General features: G+C 32.5%; 18 protein-coding genes. 5 read left to right on the top strand and 13 right to left on the bottom strand.

The annotated features are described in order from the left end of the window. Window positions 1–11: 11 nt before the first annotated feature. The 7 genes from GKZ88_RS14665 to GKZ88_RS14635 form a co-directional block, all read right to left on the bottom strand. On the bottom strand, window positions 12–1112 hold the full coding sequence (locus GKZ88_RS14665; RefSeq protein WP_155103102.1) for an AI-2E family transporter: 1101 nt from the start codon (window positions 1110–1112) through the stop codon (window positions 12–14). Between the two features lie 110 nt (window positions 1113–1222). Next, the gene (locus tag GKZ88_RS14660) at window positions 1223–1753 is read right to left on the bottom strand and encodes a mechanosensitive ion channel domain-containing protein (protein ID WP_155103101.1); all 531 of its coding nucleotides are present in this window, start codon (window positions 1751–1753) and stop codon (window positions 1223–1225) included. Window positions 1754–1764: 11 nt separating this feature from the next. Next, window positions 1765–2349 (bottom strand): Maf-like protein, encoded by a 585-nt coding sequence (locus tag GKZ88_RS14655; protein WP_155103100.1) that lies wholly within the window; start codon window positions 2347–2349, stop codon window positions 1765–1767. Then, entirely contained in the window at window positions 2342–3268 is a 927-nt protein-coding gene (locus tag GKZ88_RS14650; protein WP_155103099.1) for a geranylgeranylglycerol-phosphate geranylgeranyltransferase, read from the bottom strand. Before GKZ88_RS14650 ends, GKZ88_RS14655 begins: the two co-directional genes overlap by 8 nt. A 93-nt stretch (window positions 3269–3361) precedes the next feature. After that, window positions 3362–3889, bottom strand: coding sequence for an HAD-IIIA family hydrolase (locus tag GKZ88_RS14645; RefSeq protein ID WP_155103098.1), 528 nt, complete (start codon window positions 3887–3889; stop codon window positions 3362–3364). After that, window positions 3873–4634 carry a Rossmann-like and DUF2520 domain-containing protein gene (locus tag GKZ88_RS14640; RefSeq protein WP_155103097.1) on the bottom strand — a complete coding sequence of 254 codons (762 nt, stop codon included), beginning with the start codon at window positions 4632–4634 and terminating at the stop codon, window positions 3873–3875. Before GKZ88_RS14640 ends, GKZ88_RS14645 begins: the two co-directional genes overlap by 17 nt. A 249-nt stretch (window positions 4635–4883) precedes the next feature. Then, window positions 4884–6569: a glycoside hydrolase family 28 protein gene (locus GKZ88_RS14635; protein ID WP_155103096.1), complete on the bottom strand. Its 1686-nt coding sequence runs from the start codon at window positions 6567–6569 to the stop codon at window positions 4884–4886. A gap of 313 nt (window positions 6570–6882) precedes the next feature. Here GKZ88_RS14635 and ccsA point away from each other — a divergent pair, with 313 nt between their 5' ends. Next, the gene (gene ccsA, locus GKZ88_RS14630; protein ID WP_155103095.1) at window positions 6883–10101 is read left to right on the top strand and encodes a cytochrome c biogenesis protein CcsA; all 3219 of its coding nucleotides are present in this window, start codon (window positions 6883–6885) and stop codon (window positions 10099–10101) included. A 91-nt stretch (window positions 10102–10192) separates the two neighbouring features. On the opposite strand, the gene GKZ88_RS14625 is transcribed toward ccsA, so the two are convergent. From GKZ88_RS14625 to GKZ88_RS14610, 4 genes are all read right to left on the bottom strand, one after another. After that, window positions 10193–10921, bottom strand: a complete 729-nt coding sequence (locus GKZ88_RS14625) for a DUF3667 domain-containing protein (RefSeq protein WP_155103094.1) — start codon at window positions 10919–10921, stop codon at window positions 10193–10195. 9 nt (window positions 10922–10930) lie between these two features. After that, entirely contained in the window at window positions 10931–11317 is a 387-nt protein-coding gene (locus GKZ88_RS14620) for a DoxX family protein (protein WP_155103093.1), read from the bottom strand. A 91-nt stretch (window positions 11318–11408) separates the two neighbouring features. Then, a complete protein-coding gene (locus tag GKZ88_RS14615) occupies window positions 11409–12197 on the bottom strand; it encodes an anti-sigma factor (RefSeq protein WP_155103092.1) in 789 nt (262 codons plus the stop codon). After that, complete coding sequence (locus GKZ88_RS14610) at window positions 12197–12727, bottom strand: sigma-70 family RNA polymerase sigma factor (protein WP_155103091.1); 531 nt, start codon at window positions 12725–12727, stop codon at window positions 12197–12199. Before GKZ88_RS14610 ends, GKZ88_RS14615 begins: the two co-directional genes overlap by 1 nt. A gap of 366 nt (window positions 12728–13093) precedes the next feature. Here GKZ88_RS14610 and GKZ88_RS22610 point away from each other — a divergent pair, with 366 nt between their 5' ends. Continuing rightward, window positions 13094–13228, top strand: a complete 135-nt coding sequence (locus GKZ88_RS22610) for a hypothetical protein (RefSeq protein WP_255474714.1) — start codon at window positions 13094–13096, stop codon at window positions 13226–13228. Window positions 13229–13657: 429 nt separating this feature from the next. Then, the gene (locus GKZ88_RS14605; protein WP_155103090.1) at window positions 13658–14242 is read left to right on the top strand and encodes a glutathione peroxidase; all 585 of its coding nucleotides are present in this window, start codon (window positions 13658–13660) and stop codon (window positions 14240–14242) included. Between the two features lie 183 nt (window positions 14243–14425). Here GKZ88_RS14605 and GKZ88_RS14600 read toward each other — a convergent pair whose 3' ends face one another. After that, complete coding sequence (locus GKZ88_RS14600) at window positions 14426–14923, bottom strand: GNAT family N-acetyltransferase (protein ID WP_155103089.1); 498 nt, start codon at window positions 14921–14923, stop codon at window positions 14426–14428. A 16-nt stretch (window positions 14924–14939) separates the two neighbouring features. Then, window positions 14940–16115: a thioredoxin fold domain-containing protein gene (locus GKZ88_RS14595; RefSeq protein ID WP_155103088.1), complete on the bottom strand. Its 1176-nt coding sequence runs from the start codon at window positions 16113–16115 to the stop codon at window positions 14940–14942. 175 nt (window positions 16116–16290) lie between these two features. On the opposite strand from GKZ88_RS14595, the gene menD reads away from it, so the two are divergent. Then, the gene (menD, locus tag GKZ88_RS14590) at window positions 16291–17955 is read left to right on the top strand and encodes a 2-succinyl-5-enolpyruvyl-6-hydroxy-3-cyclohexene-1-carboxylic-acid synthase (RefSeq protein WP_155103087.1); all 1665 of its coding nucleotides are present in this window, start codon (window positions 16291–16293) and stop codon (window positions 17953–17955) included. A 90-nt stretch (window positions 17956–18045) separates the two neighbouring features. Beyond that, window positions 18046–18387 carry a DUF2853 family protein gene (locus GKZ88_RS14585; RefSeq protein WP_155103086.1) on the top strand — a complete coding sequence of 114 codons (342 nt, stop codon included), beginning with the start codon at window positions 18046–18048 and terminating at the stop codon, window positions 18385–18387. The last annotated feature ends 36 nt before the right edge of the window (window positions 18388–18423 follow it).

The raw sequence follows: 18423 nt of genomic DNA, 5'->3' as shown, positions 1-18423 counted from the left end.
TTAACTGGTTTTTAACTGACAGCTTTTGCTCTGCGGATTCGCCAAGTAAATTTTCTAGGCATATGATTGCCCATTAAATAACCCCAAGCTTCCATTGATTCAATTCTGTCGAAAATAATTTTTAATATCGCCAAAAGCGGAATTGCCAGAAACATTCCCGAAATTCCTGCTGCCGCTCCGCCAACAATTATCCCGATAATAGAAACAAAGGCATTTATTTCGACTTTAGAATTAATGATCAACGGAACCAGTAAATTATTATCGATAAGCTGCACAATAATATTTACTACGAGAATTCCAAGTATAATTGAGGTTTCGCCAGATCCTGTCAATGAAGCTAAAACCGTTATAATTCCGGCAATTAATATTCCGATATAGGGAATAAGATTTAGAAGACCAGTTATTAATCCTAGTAAAATGAAGTATTTTATTCCAATAATCCAAAGCCCCAAACTTGTCAAAACCGAGACTATTATCATTTCTAAAATAAGACTAACAATGTAATTGTTTATCGAAACTTTAATTTGGGACAAAATATCTTTTAAAGCAGAGTGGTTTTCTTGGTTGATTAATTTGGCCAAAAAAAGAATAAAATGGTCTTTATAAATTAGAAAAAGGAAAGTATAAATTGGAATGATAGTGCAGTCTAACAAAAGATCAGTTATGGAAAGAATTGCCGAACCAATTGTTGCGTTTCCATTTTTTACAGAATCTTTGGTAACGGTATCTAAGTATTTTTTCTGTTCGCCAATACTGATATGAAATCTTTCTTTGACAAATTTGTGAATATCTGATAAAAAAACACTGGCATTCTTTTTAATTGTTTCAAAGTCATTTGCCATGTCTGTTACTTCGTAGGAAATAAAAACCAATATCCCAATAATGCAGGCGGCAAAAAACAAAACACAGATTATTGCTGCAAGATGTCTTGGAAACTTTAATTTGTTTTTTAAAAACGTAAATAGGGGCAATAATAAAACAGCAAATAAAAATGCCATAAGTACTGGTGTGATCACGTCTTTGGCAATACAAAAAATATAAGCAAACGAAATCAAACTGATTAATACGCAGGAAAGTTTTGCATAAAATGGCAATTTTATAAACTGAGTCATTTTGTGTGGAATTTAGAATAAACGTTAATTGGTTAAACAAATATTAGATTTTAAATCAATAATATCGTTTTAGGTTTTCCTATTAAGTTTATAAAATTCCCATTCAAAATTTAGTCAAAAAACTCTTTGTCCTCGTATTGGACAGGCATTATAGAAATGCCTTTTTGCAGTAAAAGGTTGTTTGGAAAAATGATTCTTTCGCCTTCTTTTGTTCTTAAGTTCACATGAAAAGCACTGATATCTTCAATTTCTGCTTCAATAGGGAAGTCCTTGTCATGAATTTTTATCGTATCTCCAATTCTGAACGGGAATGAAAAAAACAAAATCATTCCAGAAGTAATATTGCTCAAAATGGACCACTGTGCAAACATAGCCACACCAATTACAGTTGCAATTGAAGATACATAAAAAAATATATCTTTAGTATCAACACCCCAAATTACAACCAGGCAAATTGCAACCAAAATGTTCATTAACAAATGAATGTATTTGATAACTAAATTTGTTCTGTGTTCTAATAATTGACTGCTGCTGGCGTAACGTCTTATTAATTTTGAAACGATCATTCGCATCGCTATCAAAATCAGCAGTAAAATTAGGGTACTAATTATTTCCTGGCTATATTCTTTAAAAGAAAACATAAAAGTAAATTTTATACTAATGTACTCAAATATTCGTAAACTTTAGCTGTTGGAAGTCCCATGACATTGGTATAAGAGCCTTCCACTTTGGCTACGGCCATAAAACCAAACCATTCCTGAATGCCATAAGCACCGGCTTTATCATAAGGTTTGTAATTATTGATGTAATATAAAATCGCTTCGTCTGATAAAGCATTGAAAGTTACTTTTGTTACATCATTTATTACGGTCGAAGTATTTTCTGTTCTAAAACAAACAGATGTAAATACTTCGTGTGTTGTATTTGACATTGATTTGATCATTTCAAAAGCTTCTTCGGCATTTTTAGGTTTTCCTAAAGCTTTATTCTGATGCCAGACAATGGTATCGCTTGTTATTAAAATTTCATTTTCTTTGAGTTCGCCATCAAAAGCGCTGGCTTTTAAAGCTGCCAGATAATCTGTTATTTCAGCGGCTTCTAATTCTGGCGGATAAACTTCTTCAATCTCTTTTAATCTAATTTCGAAATCCAGATCCAAATCTTTAAAAAATTGCTGTCTTCTAGGAGATCCTGATGCCAGAATTAAAGTATATTTTTTTAGTTTTTCTTTAAGCATTGTACTTGATATTAAGAGTAATTACAAGAATTGATAAAATTCCGAAAAGCAAAATCAGTTTTAAAACTGTACTCAAATGATGAAACTCTTTTTGAGATTTTGCGCTGAATATTTTGACAATGAAATACAGCAAAGGCGCGAGAACAAAAGCAAAACCGTATAATGTGGCAATATAAAGCTTATTTGCCATGAAATAAGTATTGATATAAAGCAACGACAGTATAAACGGAATAATTGCAAATCCTAAAGCAATTTTTGCAGCTCTGCCAATTCCAATTGCAATAGGCAACGTATTCATTCCTTGATTATAATCACCATTTACATCTTCAATATCTTTAACAATTTCCCTGATAAAATTGATCATAAAAGCAAATAAGGCGTAATCAATTAAAATGGAAAAAAGGCTTGCCATTTGTGCTTTATTTTCAGGATTTATTGCTGGAAACAAATCAAAAACACCAATAATAATAACGCTTAATGCCAATAAAAGCGCCACAATAAAATTGCCCAAAATCATGATTTGCTTTAAACTGGTAGAATAAAAATACAGCAGCGAAGCAATTAAAATGAAGATAGTCGCAAAACTTGGCCTCAAAATTACATTTGACAAGTAAAAACCAATTGCAACACCTGTAATATTTAATCCGATATAAATATTATAGGCTCTGGTTTCAGAGATTCCTTTCCCAATAATAACATTATTTGGTTTATTGATTGAATCTGTTGCCACATCAAAAATATCGTTAACAACATATCCGGCTGCCGCCAATAAAACAGTGCTTAAAACTAATAATGCATATTGCCAATCGGCCAATGCAAGCGGAATATTTTGCTGTTTTAAAAAAGCATAACGAAAGAAAACCTGCATAAAAGCAAGCATCAGTAAATTTTGATAACGAACGAGTTTTAAGTATTTCATTTTTTGAGGTTCAAAGGTTTTGTGGTTCAGAGGGGCAAAGGTTTTTTACAAATAATAATAATTTACAATTAACAATTCATAATTTACAATTAACTAATCGTGTTTTCCATTAAAATATTCCATCCATTTTCCCTGCACTTTCATTACTTGTTCAATTACATCACGTGCAGCACCGCGTCCGCCTTTTACGTGCGAAATATAGCGGCAGATATTTTTAATTTCAGGACTTGCATCTTGAGGACATGTTGGCAATCCAACTAATTTCATAACATGAAAATCAGGAATATCATCACCCATATACAACACTTGTTCTGGGTTTATATTGTTACTATTTGTATAGTCTTTAAATGTTTGCACTTTATCAGGAGTTCCTAAGTGTACATCTGTAATGCCTAAATTATTTAGACGAATACGCACACCTTCATTGCTTCCGCCAGAAATAATACAAACATTGTAACCGCTTTCAATCGCTGCTTTCATCGCATAACCGTCACGAATATTCATTGTGCGAAGCATTTCTCCTTCATTGGTTACAAAAACGGAACTGTCTGTAAGTACACCGTCAACATCAAAAACAAATGTTGTGATGTCATTCATTATTTCTTTATAACTTTTTGCCATTATTTTGTATAGATTGTGTTAGAATTTTATAAATATTTTTTTGATTTTCATTTGTTAAATAGTCCAAATGCGCTTGAATAGTTTTGGTATCATTGCGTTTTGCCGGACCAGTTTGGGCATCAGTTGGATCTAAAGTGCCGATTTTTTCTGCAGTTTCATGAATCAGCGGTTTTAAAACTTCAAAAGGAACATTGTGTTCATCGCAAATTTCCTGACCGATCTGATATAGATGATTCGTGAAATTATTTACAAAAACAGCTGCAACGTGAAGTGCTTTTCGCTGTTCTGAATTTATTGCAAAAACGGCATTTGAAATACGCTCTGCTGTTTTTTCAAGAAGATCAAAATCAGATGAATTTTCAGCTTCTAAACACATTGGAATTGCAGAAAAATCAACTGCTTTGTTTTTAGAAAAAGTCTGCAGGGGATAAAAAACGCCTCGTCTGTTTTTAAAGTTCAAAGTAGTAATTGGAGCTGCGCCAGAAGTGTGAACAACAAGCCGATTTTCAAATGGAAATTGCTCCGAAACTTCTGCAATTGCATTGTCTGAAACTGCAATAATGTACAAATCCGCAGGTTTTAAAGAAGCAAAATCGGTTATAATTTTACGTTCATCAACAAGAGGAAGCAAAGCTTCTTTTTTTCTCGAAAATACCTGCATAATTTCGACAGCTTCACTTTTCGCAAAAGCTTTGATTAAATGCTGTGCCACATTTCCGGAACCAATTATTGATAGTTGAATCATAGCACAAAATTAACACTATTTTTTTTAAATGCCATTTGGTTTTAATTCCTTTGTTTGTTCTACTAAACCAATCAAACGCTGATTTTACTGATTTGCTTCATAAAAACGCGGATTTAAACAGATTTTTAAATTATAAAAAAAATCCGTTTAAATCCGCGTCTTCGCGATAGCGAATCGGTTTCATCTGCGTTCCATTAGATTTATTGTTCGAAAATTATCCGCTGATTTATGCCAATTGATTAATCTTTTTTAGAACTTCACAGCTCCTTTTGAAACAGTTTCTCCAACAGAAATCTTTTTAGATAAATCAAAATTTGGATTTGAAACAAACTCTATATTTTGGCTTACTTCGCCGTTAATAGAAATTGCTTTTTCTGAATTTGAATTGAATTCAATGTTTTTGAAAGTCATATTTTTTCCATTATAAATCTCGAAAACTTCTGGTTTCTGAATATCTAATTTGGCATTGCTGATTCTAATTCCGTTTGCGTCAATTATCGTAAAACCATTTTCAGCTTTTGCCGTTAAGTTTGAAATTTCAATATTTTCAAGATTCATTTCTGGCAATCCTTGTAAAAACACCGCTTGATAAGCTCCGGCGATGGTAATATTTTTAATCGAAATGTTCTTGAATTGTGGTGTTTCTACATTCACTGGCATCATTTTGTTGGCTACTTTAGTACCGCCTTCAGCTAATGTTTCGGCAATAGATTTTCCTCCATAATATAAATCGAAAGAAATAGCCTGCGATGGAATGTCGGTCATATAAATATTTGAAATAAAGATGTTTTCAACAATACCGCCACGTCCGCGCGTGCTTTTAAATCGAAGACCAACATCAGTTCCCATAAAAGTACAATTAGAAACATGAAGATTTTTTACACCACCAGACATTTCGCTTCCTACCGTTACACCGCCGTGACCATGATAAACAATATTATTTTTTACAATGATATTCTCGCACGGAATACCGCGATCACGGCCGTCTTTGTCTTTTCCAGATTTTATGCAGATGGCGTCATCGCCAACATCAAAACTTGAATTTTCGATTAATACATTTTTGCATGATTCCACATCAAGGCCATCTCCGTTTTGAGAATACCAAGGATTTCGAACCGTAACATTTCGTACAATTAGATCTTCAATCATTAAAGGATGAATGTTCCAAGCTGGTGAATTTTGAAATACCGGACCGTCAAAAAGAACCCTTTTACTGTTTTGAATGCTTACCATTACCGGACGCAGAAAATCATGAATTTCTTCAAATTGTTCTTTTGTTTTTAAGTCAAGGCGTACATTTTGATCCGCCCCAACAGAAGCTTTCATGAAAGTTTCAGATGGATACCAGCTTTCTTTTTTGTCATTTAAAACACCGCCCGAAGCCACAAATTTCTTCCATTGGCTTTCTGTTAATTTACTCTTTTTTACCTGTCTCCAAACTTCTCCAGAACCATCCCAAACACCATTACCTGTAAAGGCAACATTTTCAAGGTTTTTGCCGTAAATAGGAGAGATGCATCGCCATGTATTTAAGCCTTCAAAACTGGTTTCAATAATTGGATACAAACTTTTATCAGTCGAAAATTTAATTAAAGCGCCAGTTTCTGCATGAAGTTCAATGTTGCTTTTTAAAATAATCGGACCTGTAAGCCAGATCCCTGGAGGAATAATTACTTTTCCACCGCCTTTTTTCGAAACAGCTTCTATAGCATCGGCGAAAGCCTTTGTGTTTAAAACATATCCGCCATTTACTGCACCAAAATCTTTTAGATTAACGCTGTTTTTTGGAATAACAGGCTCTTTTACTTTTTGCATTTTAAACTCAATATCACTGTAAAAATTAGTTGATTTTGCATTTTGCGCAACAATTTTGTACGGCAATCCACAAACTAAAAGTGCAAGAGAAAGGACAATGTTAATAGTTTTGGTTTTCATTTTTAATTATTTTATATAGAGATAGTTAATAGCTAAATATTTAATTTTAAGTTCTTTTTTTGCGAAAGAAGAAAATCAGGGCTTTGAAAATATATAAATTGAAAATGTAATCGATTACACAAAACTATAAAAAAATATCAATAATCAAAGAAATTATTGATCATTAGAGATTTGTAGTAATTAACCTATTTCAAATTTACAATTCATTACATAAAGGCCTCTTTTTTTAGTTTTTATTAACAAATCTCAAATATTGGAACTCAACATTTTTAAGTACTTTTGTGGCACTTTTATACAATGTAATTCCTCAAAAATGGATAAAAAAATATTCTCTTTTTTGTTTTCTACACGCTTAATGGCCGTTCTTTTTTTAACATTCGCAATTGCAATGGGTGTTGGAACTTTTATCGAAAGTAAATACAACACCGATACAGCCAGAATTTTAATTTACAATACTTGGTGGTTTGAGGCGATAATGGCCGTTTTTATGCTTAATTTCTTAGGAAACATCAAACGTTATCAATTACTTAAAAAGGAAAAATGGGCGACTTTTATTTTGCACATTGCCTTTGTTTTTATTCTTTTAGGAGCTTTTATTACACGCTATATCAGTTATGAAGGGATGATGCCTATTCGCGAAGGCGCGGCAGAAAATCAAATTTTTTCGGATAAAACATTCATCACAGTTTTTGCTGACGGAGAATATAAAGGTGAGCCTAGAAGAAGAGTTTTTGATAAAAACCTTTTGCTGTCACCAGTTACCAATAACAATTTTACACTTTCAGGAAAATTTGACGAAACTCCTTTTGAGGTTAGTTACGTGAACTACATCATGGGAGCGAAAGAAACTATAAAACCAGATCCTAAAGGAACGCTGTATTTAAAATTAGTTGAAGCCGGAGCGGGCGGACGTGAAGAACATTATCTGAAAGAAGGTGAGGTTCAAAATATTCACAACGTTTTATTTTCTTTGAATAAACATACTGACGGCGCAATCAATATTACTACGACAGGAGAAAAATATACAATTCAAACGCCGTTTGCAGGTGAATTTATGCGAATGGCAGACAAATTAAAAGGAACAGTTACAAAAGATGATGTACAGCCTTTAATGATGCGTTCTTTATACAGCATTGGCGATATTCGTATTGTTTTTCCAGATCCTGCGGTAAAAGGAGTTGTTGATTATGAATCAAGTAATGATTTTAAAGCAAAGTCGCATACTGATGCTTTGATTGTAAAAATTAAAGCTGACGGTCAGGAAAAAGAAGTTCGTTTAATGGGTTCTAAAGGAAGCGTTGGCGAGCCTCAAACAGTAAAAATTGGAAAAATAGAATACAGTTTATTTTACGGAAGCAAAGCATATATTTTGCCTTTTAAAGTTAGATTAAATGATTTTATTGCGAAAAAATATCCAGGAACTGAGAAAAGTTATTCGTCATTTGAAAGTAAAGTAACCGTTCAGGATTCTGCAGAAACTTTTGATGCCGACATATATATGAATCACGTTTTAGATTATAAAGGCTACCGTTTTTTCCAATCTTCATTTGATCCAGATGAAAAAGGAACTGTTTTGTCTGTAAACCATGATTTTTGGGGAACTTCGATTACTTATTTAGGATATTTTATGTTATTCTTTGGTTTGATGGCTATTATGTTTACCAAGCATTCCCGTTTTGCAGACTTGAAGCGTAAATTAGAAACGGTAAAAAAGAAAAAGGAAAAACTGATTACGATTTTGGTTTTAATGATTAGTTTGAGTGGTTTTGCACAACAAAATCCTCATGTACATTCACATCAAGACGGTCATAATCATAGTGCTGATCCAAATGATCACGCCAATCACGTAGTGGCACCACCAAGCCAAAAACAGTTGGATTCGTTATTGACAATCTATAAAGCTCCAGAAGCGCATGCTGCTAAATTTGGTCGTTTGATTATTCAGGATGCTGGAGGAAGAATGAAGCCAATTAATACGTTTTCATCTGAATTGCTTAGAAAAGTTAGTCACAGCGATACCTATAACGGAATGAATTCTGATCAGGTATTTTTATCTATGACTCAATATGCGCAAGTTTGGATTCAGGTTCCGCTTATTTATATTAAGATGGGAAATGACAGTATCCGTAAAATCATCGGAATTGATCCAAAAGATCAATATGCTCCATTTGTAAAATTCTTCGATGAAAACGGAAATTATAAATTGTCACCTTATTTAGATGATGCTTATAAAGCAGGAAACCCGAATCAGTTCGAGAAAGATTATATTGAAACAGATAAAAAAGTAAACTTGATGGAATCTGCTTTAAGCGGAAGCATTTTGAAAATTTTCCCTGTTCCAAATGATCCAAACAATAAATGGGTTTCTTTCTTAGAACGCGAAAACAGCGGTTTTAAAGGAATGGATTCTACGTATGTAAAACAAATTCTTCCTTTATATTTCAGTGCATTAAATAACGGTTCTATTTCTAAAAATTGGGATACTGCTGATCAATTGGTAGAAAGTATTAATGGTTTCCAAAAGAAATTTGGAGCAAAAGTTCGTCCAAGCGAACAGAAAATTGATGCTGAAATTGCTTATAACAAATACGATGTTCTTCAAAAATTACCGTATTGGTATCTAACCGCAGCAATATTTATGCTTGCTTTTACGATTATCAATATTTTCTTTGAGAAAAAATGGCTTCGCATTACAGTAAATGCTTTTCATATTATAGTTGGATTGTTATTTGCGATTCACACATTAGCATTAATAGCACGTTGGTATATTTCCGGTCACGCTCCTTGGAGTAATGCTTACGAAGCTATTGTATATGTGGCTTGGTCAACAATGTTCTTTGGATTGGCTTTTGACAGAAAATCAAAATTAACGGTTGCTTCATCTGCCTTCGTTACTGCTATGATTTTAATGGCAGCATACATGAACTGGATTGATCCGGAAATTGCAAACTTACAGCCTGTTTTGAATTCATATTGGTTAATGATTCACGTTGCCGTTATTGTAGCTAGTTATGGTCCGACTGCATTAGGAATGATTTTAGGTTTTGTAGCATTAGTATTGATTTTCTTTACAACGGAGAAAAACAAAGCTAAAATGGAACTGAACATTAAAGAGATAACTTATATCAACGAAATGGCCGTAACTATTGGTTTGATCATGCTGACTATTGGAAACTTTTTAGGCGGTCAATGGGCAAACGAAAGCTGGGGTCGTTATTGGGGATGGGATCCAAAAGAAACTTGGGCTTTAATCTCGATTATGATTTATGCATTTGTAATTCACGCTCGTTTTGTTCCTGCTTTACGCGGAAAATGGTTCTTCAATTTAATGACTATGTTCGCGTTTATTTCAATTTTATTTACGTATTACGGAGTAAACTTCCATTTAGTTGGTTTACACTCTTACGCAAGCGGAGAGGCGCATTCTTTAAACTGGGTGTATTACTCAATGGCAACAATTGCAGTAATTGGTGCTGTAACATATCCGAAGTATCGCAAATATTATAAAAGCAAAAAAGTAAAGAAAAAATAATTTATCTAGGTAATTATTAATTCACATAAAAAAGGTTCAGTAAACACTGAACCTTTTTTTTATATTATAAACTTAATTCAAATAGCTAGATTTACAATTTTCCCATAATAGCCATAACAATTGCCATGATTATGAAAAAGCAAATTAGAAAAATTATGTGGCTTAATATGCTTAAAAAGAATGCTTTTGTTTTTGACATCCCATTAAAAAACTGAATATTCGTCCAGAATATCAATATAAGTCCGATGAAATAAGTTGCCGATGAAAATTTTTGAATTTCGGGCGTACCATTTAAATAAAGCAATATTGGAAATGTCAAAATTTGCACAAAGAGTCTTTGAGACGCTTTAAAAGTATTTAAGACAAAAAATTCAACAAAATTATAACCTTGTTTTCTAAAGACAATGTAAGTTCCAATTGTATAAACGGGAATTGTAGCAATAGTTACCCACGAAAAATGCGTTGCCATCCATTCATTGAATTCATGATAATCTAAAGTTTTATCAGATGAATCTGGAAATGTATTAATATGAAAATAATGATAAAGCACTCCATAAAGTGTTGCCAAAACAACAACCAATGAAAGTGGTTTAAAATGCCTGACACGTTTTCCTTCAATAAATTCGCGTACCGTATGTCCCGGTCTTGTAAAAAGCTGTTTTAAAGAATATGCAATTCCTTTATCAAAATGCAATAAACCATGCTGAATATCATGCCATAAAAAATGAATGTTTATTTTATGTGTTGCAGCGGGCTGTCCGCAATTACTGCAATAATGCCCTTTGAAAACGTGATGACAATTTTTACAGATAATTTCCATTAGGATAATTTAATTAGATTGAACTTTCTTAAAACCATTCGGAAACATAATAGCTAATAAAACTACAATTAGTAAAAAGTTGTATTCAACGCCGTTTCTTCCTCCGCCTACAACAAACCAGCCTTCTTTAAAATGGACTAAAATAATCCCCATCAATAAAACAAAAATGGTTACAAAACCTGCAAGCTTCACATATTTATTAAGAAGCAGAAGTATTGCTGCGACAATGTGCGATAATTTAATGCTCCAAGCCAAAAAAACACCAAATGGAGCAAAACCAATTTGGTTTAAATATAAATTCCCGAAGTCATTAATACCGTTGTTAAAAATCCCGAAGACAGAATGCGTGAGAAGGATAATAGAAACTGCGATTCTTAAGAGTAAATTTCCGTTCATGATGTGGTATTTGGTTATAAATCAATTAAAAATAATAAAAAAGCGCATATTATTTCAATATGCGCTTCCTGTTTTTATGCAACGTTTAATTTTAAACTTTTCCTAAAGTGTACAATTGTGTCATTGTTGGTGTTAAACTTCCGCCGGCAGGCTCAAGTGTAATCCCAAAAGCTTCTGCTTCATTTGTACGGTCAACAGCAAATATTTTTTGAGAATTTCCTTCGAAATCGCTCAATAAACCAATGCTTGTTGGCGTCAATACCGGACTTAATTTCAATGCCCAAACTTGATAAACCATTCCTTTTGGAGGTTTTGGAAGACCAGCGGCATCAATATAAGTCGTTTTAGTGTCTTTGTTCCAATATACTTTTGCAAAAGAAGTTGGAGAAACTGCCTGACCGCCAAGCGTTACACCAGTGTTTTTAATATCTCTTACAATGGTTAAACTTTTCTCGATTTCTTTATTTTGCTGTCCTAAATAAGCATAATCTCTTTCAATTTTGCTTTTTTCAGTTCCAACAGTAGCAATGGCTTCTTTTGTCTTTGTCAATTCTAAAGTCTGATAACCTAAGCCCAGTAATAAAAGTACTGCTGCTGCCCAGCCAACATATTGTGACCAGTTTGACGCCGGTTTCATATCGACTACTTTACCATGTTTAAGCTCTAATCTCGCTTTAATTTTTTCAAAATTAGCTACTGAATGGAAAGGAGAGAAGCTTGATGATAAAGCAACAATAGCTTTTTCTATAGAAATAATTTCCTGTTCCATTTCTGGACTTTTCTTGGCCGCTTCGGCAATTTCCAAATTTTCCGTTTCGGTCAATAAACCGTAAACATATAGCTCTAAAATCCCTGATTCAATATATTCTTGTGCTTCCATTATATTTTTAGATAATTTCTTAAATCGTTAATACAGTTTCTGTTTTGTGTCTTGATAGTTCCCAGTGGCATTGCCAATTCTTCTGAAGCTTCTTGCTGGGTATATCCTTTAAAAAATAGCAGATCAAGAATTTCGATACATTTTGGTTTCAGTTTTTTTACAAACTCTTGAATACCTATTGTATCAATTTTATTGACAAGCTTATTACTGTCATCTAACAGATTTACGAAATTATCGGAAGAAAGGTTTTTTTGACTGTTATTAAAATTTTTGGATCTTAAAGTATCAATAGAAGTATTCCTAGCGATATTAAGGATCCAGGTGTAAAATCGGCCTTTGCTTTCGTTATACGAATCGATGTTTTTCCAGATTTTTACAAAAACTTCCTGTAAAACATCTTCGGCTTCTTCACGATTTTTGACTAGTACGTTAATGACTGAAAATAAACTTTTCGAGTACATATCGTACAAATGGGTAAAAGCTCTTTCGTCTTTTTTGTAAATTAAAACTAACAATTCTTCTTGACTCATAGATTTGGATTTTAAAGCTTAAACAAATAATTAATTTGACACTATTTTATTACCTGAGATAAAGATAATTTATTTTTTTGTGAAAATTGTATTTTTTTTAACAGGCAAAAACCTAACAAACATAAGGGTTTGAAAAAAATATCAACTTTTTTTTAATTTTTTTTCGATTTTTTAAAACCAAACACAATCCATTTACGTAAATGCTATTATAAAAGAAAATCTGGAGGCAGAATAATAGCAAAAACCTCGATTTAACAGGGGAATTTAGAATTTAGCTTTCTGAAAATTCTAAAATCTATTGAGAAAAATAAATTTTAGCAGTGGTTGAAAACGTAAATAAAATCTCAATAAATAAAAAAAAGGATCATGAATAAGATAAATATTTTAAAAATATTGATTGTGGCTCTTACGAATGTTTTGGCTTTGACAAATTTCAGTAAGAATGATTTAAAAAATGATTTACAGAATATTCATCATGAAGTTCTGATGAATACAATTTAGTGATTAAAGATTTAATAGTTGGTGTCCTCGGACTTCCAAAAACGAAAATTTATTTAGAACTGTATTTTCAATTTACAAAGAGTTAAAGAATCCATACACGCCATTAAAATATTAGAAGAAAATACGAATTAGGGGTTAAAATTAATTTTCACCACAACCGAGAGGCATCAACTATAATTTAAATAAATACATAATATAACACCGAGTCCAAAAACAAAGGAAGAAACTCTTTTACAAGGTCTCACTTTAATTTATGAAAACGCAATAAGGCATAATAATTAATTCATGGTTTGATTTGTTTGTATGGGGGGAAGCCTAACGTCTGATTAACGTTAGGCTTCATTTTTTTAACGAATCTTTAATAAAAAATAAAATTGCCAAAGCCTTTTTGTAAAATAGATTTTAACTAATTTTATAAAAAATTAAACAATGAAAAAAATAGTATTTTTAGCTTGCAGTGTGGCTTTTTTATTTGCTTCACAAGTTCAGGCTCAAACGAGTAATAAAAAATCTAAAACAGAGAAAGCTATGGCAAAAGAAACCATTTATCAGTTCAAGGTTGAAGATTTATCAGGAAAAACTTTTGATTTTGCTTCTTTAAAAGGAAAAAAAGTAATGATTGTCAATACAGCTTCAAAGTGTGGTTTAACGCCACAGTATAAAGATCTTGAAGCGGTTTACAAAGAATACAAAGACAAAGGTTTTGTAATAGTAGGTTTCCCAGCGAATAATTTTGCATCGCAAGAGCCAGGAACAAACGAAGAAATTGCTACTTTTTGTCAACTTAATTATGGTGTGACTTTCCCTATGATGGACAAAGTTTCTGTAAAAGGCGATGATATGTGCGAGGTTTATAAATTCTTGACACAAAAAGCTAAAAACGGTTTGCAAGATTCTGAAGTAGAATGGAATTTTCAAAAATACTTAATTAATGAAAAAGGAGAATTAGTTAAAGTAATTAAGCCTAAAACATTAGTTACAGAGCCAGAAGTTATCAATTGGATTAAAAGTTAATTATAAGGCCGAAACCAATAAATCCACAAATTTGAAGAAATTCAAGTTTGTGGATTTTTTTTATTCATATGTCAGACTGAGCGAAGTCGAAGTCTCAGTTGCTGAATCACTTTGCGGGACTTCGACTTCGCTCAGTCTGACAAAAAATTGCGAACCTTGCGTAAGTCTTTACGCCTATTGAGGTTAAACCAATATCAACTGCATAAAAACCAAGTCCAGCCAATGATCAAATTTATAACCTACTTCACGAATGGTTCCAGTTGCCACAAAGCCAAATCTTTCATGAAAAGCGATACTTCCTGCATTATCTACGTCAATTGCACCAATCATAACATGATAACCTTGTTCTTTTGCCAAACGAATCAATTCGGTCAATAGTTTTGATCCGATGCCTTTTCCAATCACATTATCAACCACATAAACAGAATGTTCAACGGTATATTGATATCCAATTTTTTCTCTAAACTGGCCATAACTTCCAAAACCTACAACTTCGCCATTTAAATCAGCAACAACAATTGGCAGATTTTTAGCTTTTTTATCTTCGAACCATTTGGTCTGTACATCAAGAGTTTGTATATCATAACTGTAATTTGCTGTTGTATGCAAAATTGAATGATTTACTATTTCGAGAATTTTTTCTAAATCATTTTCAGTCGCTGGTCTGAGTTTTACTTCCATGGTAATATAATAGGGTTTATTTTGTATTTAGTTCAGCTAATAAAGCGTCAACGTCTTTAGTACTCCAAGTCATTTCGGTACAAATAACTTTGGCATCATTTGCATACTGCAAAGCCAATTTTTTGTCTTTTATTTTATTGTACAATCTAGCTAATAAAAGGTTTCCGTCATAAGAATCATTTAATTCTATCGAATGTTTTACCCAGAAAATGGATTTTTTAAGACTTTCGGCATCATTAATATGCTTTAAATAAGTCTGTCCGATATCTTTTAAAAAACTAGCGTCGTTCCAAACTAATTTTTGAGTGTTTTCCAGAGTTGTTTTTTTATAAAACTGCCATTTTTCAGTTCGTTCTGCCAATGTAAGGTCAAATTTAAAAACCAGTGAATCTGTTTTTTGCAAACGGATCGATTTTGCAACTTCTCTTTGTTTATAGTAGTTTACAGTGTCTAAATTATCCACATATGGTCGAAGTAATTCGGTTACAATACTTTCAATTTTGCGGTCTACACGATTTTGTGAAGTCACGGCAGCAAATTCTTTCTGGTGTTTTAAAACGAATTGAAATTCTCTTGATTTTATATCGGTAACACCATTGGCAATAATTCTCCAGTTTGTTTCGCTTATTAATTGAGCATCAGATTGTGTGTTCAGGTAAACATGCGTTGGAGCTGATAAATCAGTTCTGTCTTTTCCTTTTTTTAGTGTATTTAAATAAGTGAAAAATTTATCAGAATTGCTGGGATCCGACATGAATTCTTTCTCCAAATACGGCAGTTGCATTCTGGAATTCAAAGCATATTTTACTTCGGTCATGAACTCTGGCGTTTTCATTTCACCCTTTAAAGCATACAAAAGCGTTTCATTTCCATCTAAAAACAAAAATGTTGGCAAAGATTTGGTGTTATATTTATTTTTAAGTGCAATTCCTTCCTCTTTTTCAATGTTTTTCCAGATGCAAACGTAGTTTTCTTTCAAAAATGCCATGACATCAGGATTGCTGAAAACTTCTTTCTTCATTTGATTGCAATGCGGACACCAATCGGCGTAAAGCATAATAAAAAGTGGTTTTCCTTCTGATTTTGCTTTTTCTAATGCCGTTTTATAAGGAATATCATCTGGAACAAACTGATTTTGAGATTTTACAGTTTGTAGCGAAAGAAAAAGGACAATTAGATATAAGAAACGCATGTGGAGTATATTTTTATTAAAAATTCACTATTACAAATATATTCCCTTTTTCCAAAAAGTGCCTTAATATCTTCCTATTTATGAGTTAAATCAAACATGAAGTTTGTAACTTTGTAATAGTAAAAAAGAAAATCGAGATTTTTAGATTTTCTTAAAAAAGTAATACGCCAAAGGAATGATTTACCCCAAAATACCGCTTGCACAAAGCATTATCGAAATTTGTTTAGCAAAAGGAATCACTAATATTATAATTTCTCCAGGTTCACGAAACGCACCTTTAACTATAGGATTTGCTCAAAATCCGAATTTTAAATGTTACAGCATTGCTGATGAGCGTTGTGCCGCATTTTTTGCATTAGGGATTACGCAGCAGACCAAACAGCCTACGGCAATTGTTTGTACTTCAGGATCAGCTTTGTTAAATTATTATCCAGCTGTTGCTGAAGCTTTTTACAGTCAGATTCCGTTAATCGTAATTTCTGCAGACCGCCCACAAAGCAAAATTGATATTGGAGACGGACAAACCATTCGTCAGCAAAATGTTTATGAAAATCATTCGGTTTTTAATGCAAATTTGACCGAAGAAGCTTCTGATGAAAATGATTTGAAAATCAATAAAGCTATAGAAACTGCCATTCAGCAAAAAGGTCCGGTTCATATTAACGCACCTTTCGAAGAACCATTATATGAAACGGTTGACAAACTCTCTGTTCATCCAAAAATTACAACTTTAGAAGAAGAAATTCCGACCAAAATTATTGATAACAGTGAAGAAATTGCTTCCATTTGGAATTCGGCTAAAAGAAAACTAATTCTTATTGGAGGAATAAATGAAGTAAACTCTATAGAACAGAAAATTCTGGAAAATTTTGCCAACGATCCATCAATTGTTGTACTTACAGAAACTACTTCGAATTTGCATCATCCGAGTTTTATTAACAGCATAGATACTTTAATTACACCATTTGACGATTCTGATTTTAAAGAGTTAGAAGCAAAAGTTTTAATCACTTTTGGTGGCATGATTGTATCAAAACGTATTAAAGCTTTTTTGAGAAAGTACAAACCAAAACACCATTGGCATATAGATACTTTGCGTGCATATGATACATTTAATGCTTTAAGTAAACATTTTGTAATGGAGCCAAATGATTTTTTTAAAGATCTGCTTCCAAAAACAGAATTTGTGGCTAGTAATTATTTTAAGAAAATCGATAAAATTTACAGCCTAAGAAATGAAAGAAAAGAAGAATATTTAAAGAAAATTCCATTTTCAGATTTTAAAGTTTTTGAAAAAGTTATTAAATCTTTGCCCAAAAATAGTCAGCTGCAAATCAGCAACAGTTCTGCAATACGATACGCGCAATTGATTGATATCGACAATTCGATTGAAGTTTTTTGCAATCGCGGAACCAGCGGTATTGACGGAAGTACATCGACAGCGATTGGCGCGGCTGTGGCAAATACAAAACAGAACATTTTTGTAACAGGTGATATTAGTTTTCTATATGACAGTAATGCTTTGTGGAATTCTTATATTCCTAAAAACTTTAAAATTATTTTAATTAATAATGGAGGAGGAGGAATCTTCAGAATTTTGCCAGGGCATGAAGAAAAACCTGTTTTTAATACTTATTTTGAAACTTCACATCATTTAACAGCCGAACATTTGGCTAAAATGTATCAATTTAAATATTTGCAAGCTTCTGACAATGAATCTCTTGAAAAAGGTATTTCTGAGTTATATGCTGCTAATGATACACCAGTTATTCTCGAAATTTTTACACCAACGGCTCAAAACGATGTTATTTTGAAGCAATATTTTAAAGAATTGAATTGAAAATTTTGTAAGTTAAATTGTGTTAAAATTTACTAACTAAATGTTTTTAGTTTTAAATTGGCTGCATTAATTGTAACCAATATTAAAATTATGAGCGCAAGAGAAGAATTAATTAAAAAGTATGCCGCAGACTTAAAAGATAAATGCGGGGTAACACCAAACATGGATTTGCTTACAAAAGTCACGATAGGCTGCGGTCCATCAATTTACAATGCAGATGCATCTACAGTAGCTGGGTCACAGCCATCTGAATTAGAGACTGTAAAAAACAATTTCTTGATTAAGAAGCTAGGATTGGCAAATACTCCAGCTTTAGATGAAGGAATTAAAGCTGTGATGGAAAAATACGGACATGCTAATAAGCATAAATACAGAGCAGTTGTATATTATTTATTGACATTGCACTTTAAAAAAGAAAGTGTTTATAAATAGAAATTAAAAAAGCGCCTTAGTGGCGCTTTTTACTTA

This window comes from Flavobacterium sp. LC2016-01 (assembly GCF_009711135.1).
GTDB lineage: Bacteria > Bacteroidota > Bacteroidia > Flavobacteriales > Flavobacteriaceae > Flavobacterium.
This window is presented reverse-complemented; position numbering and strand designations above follow the sequence as displayed.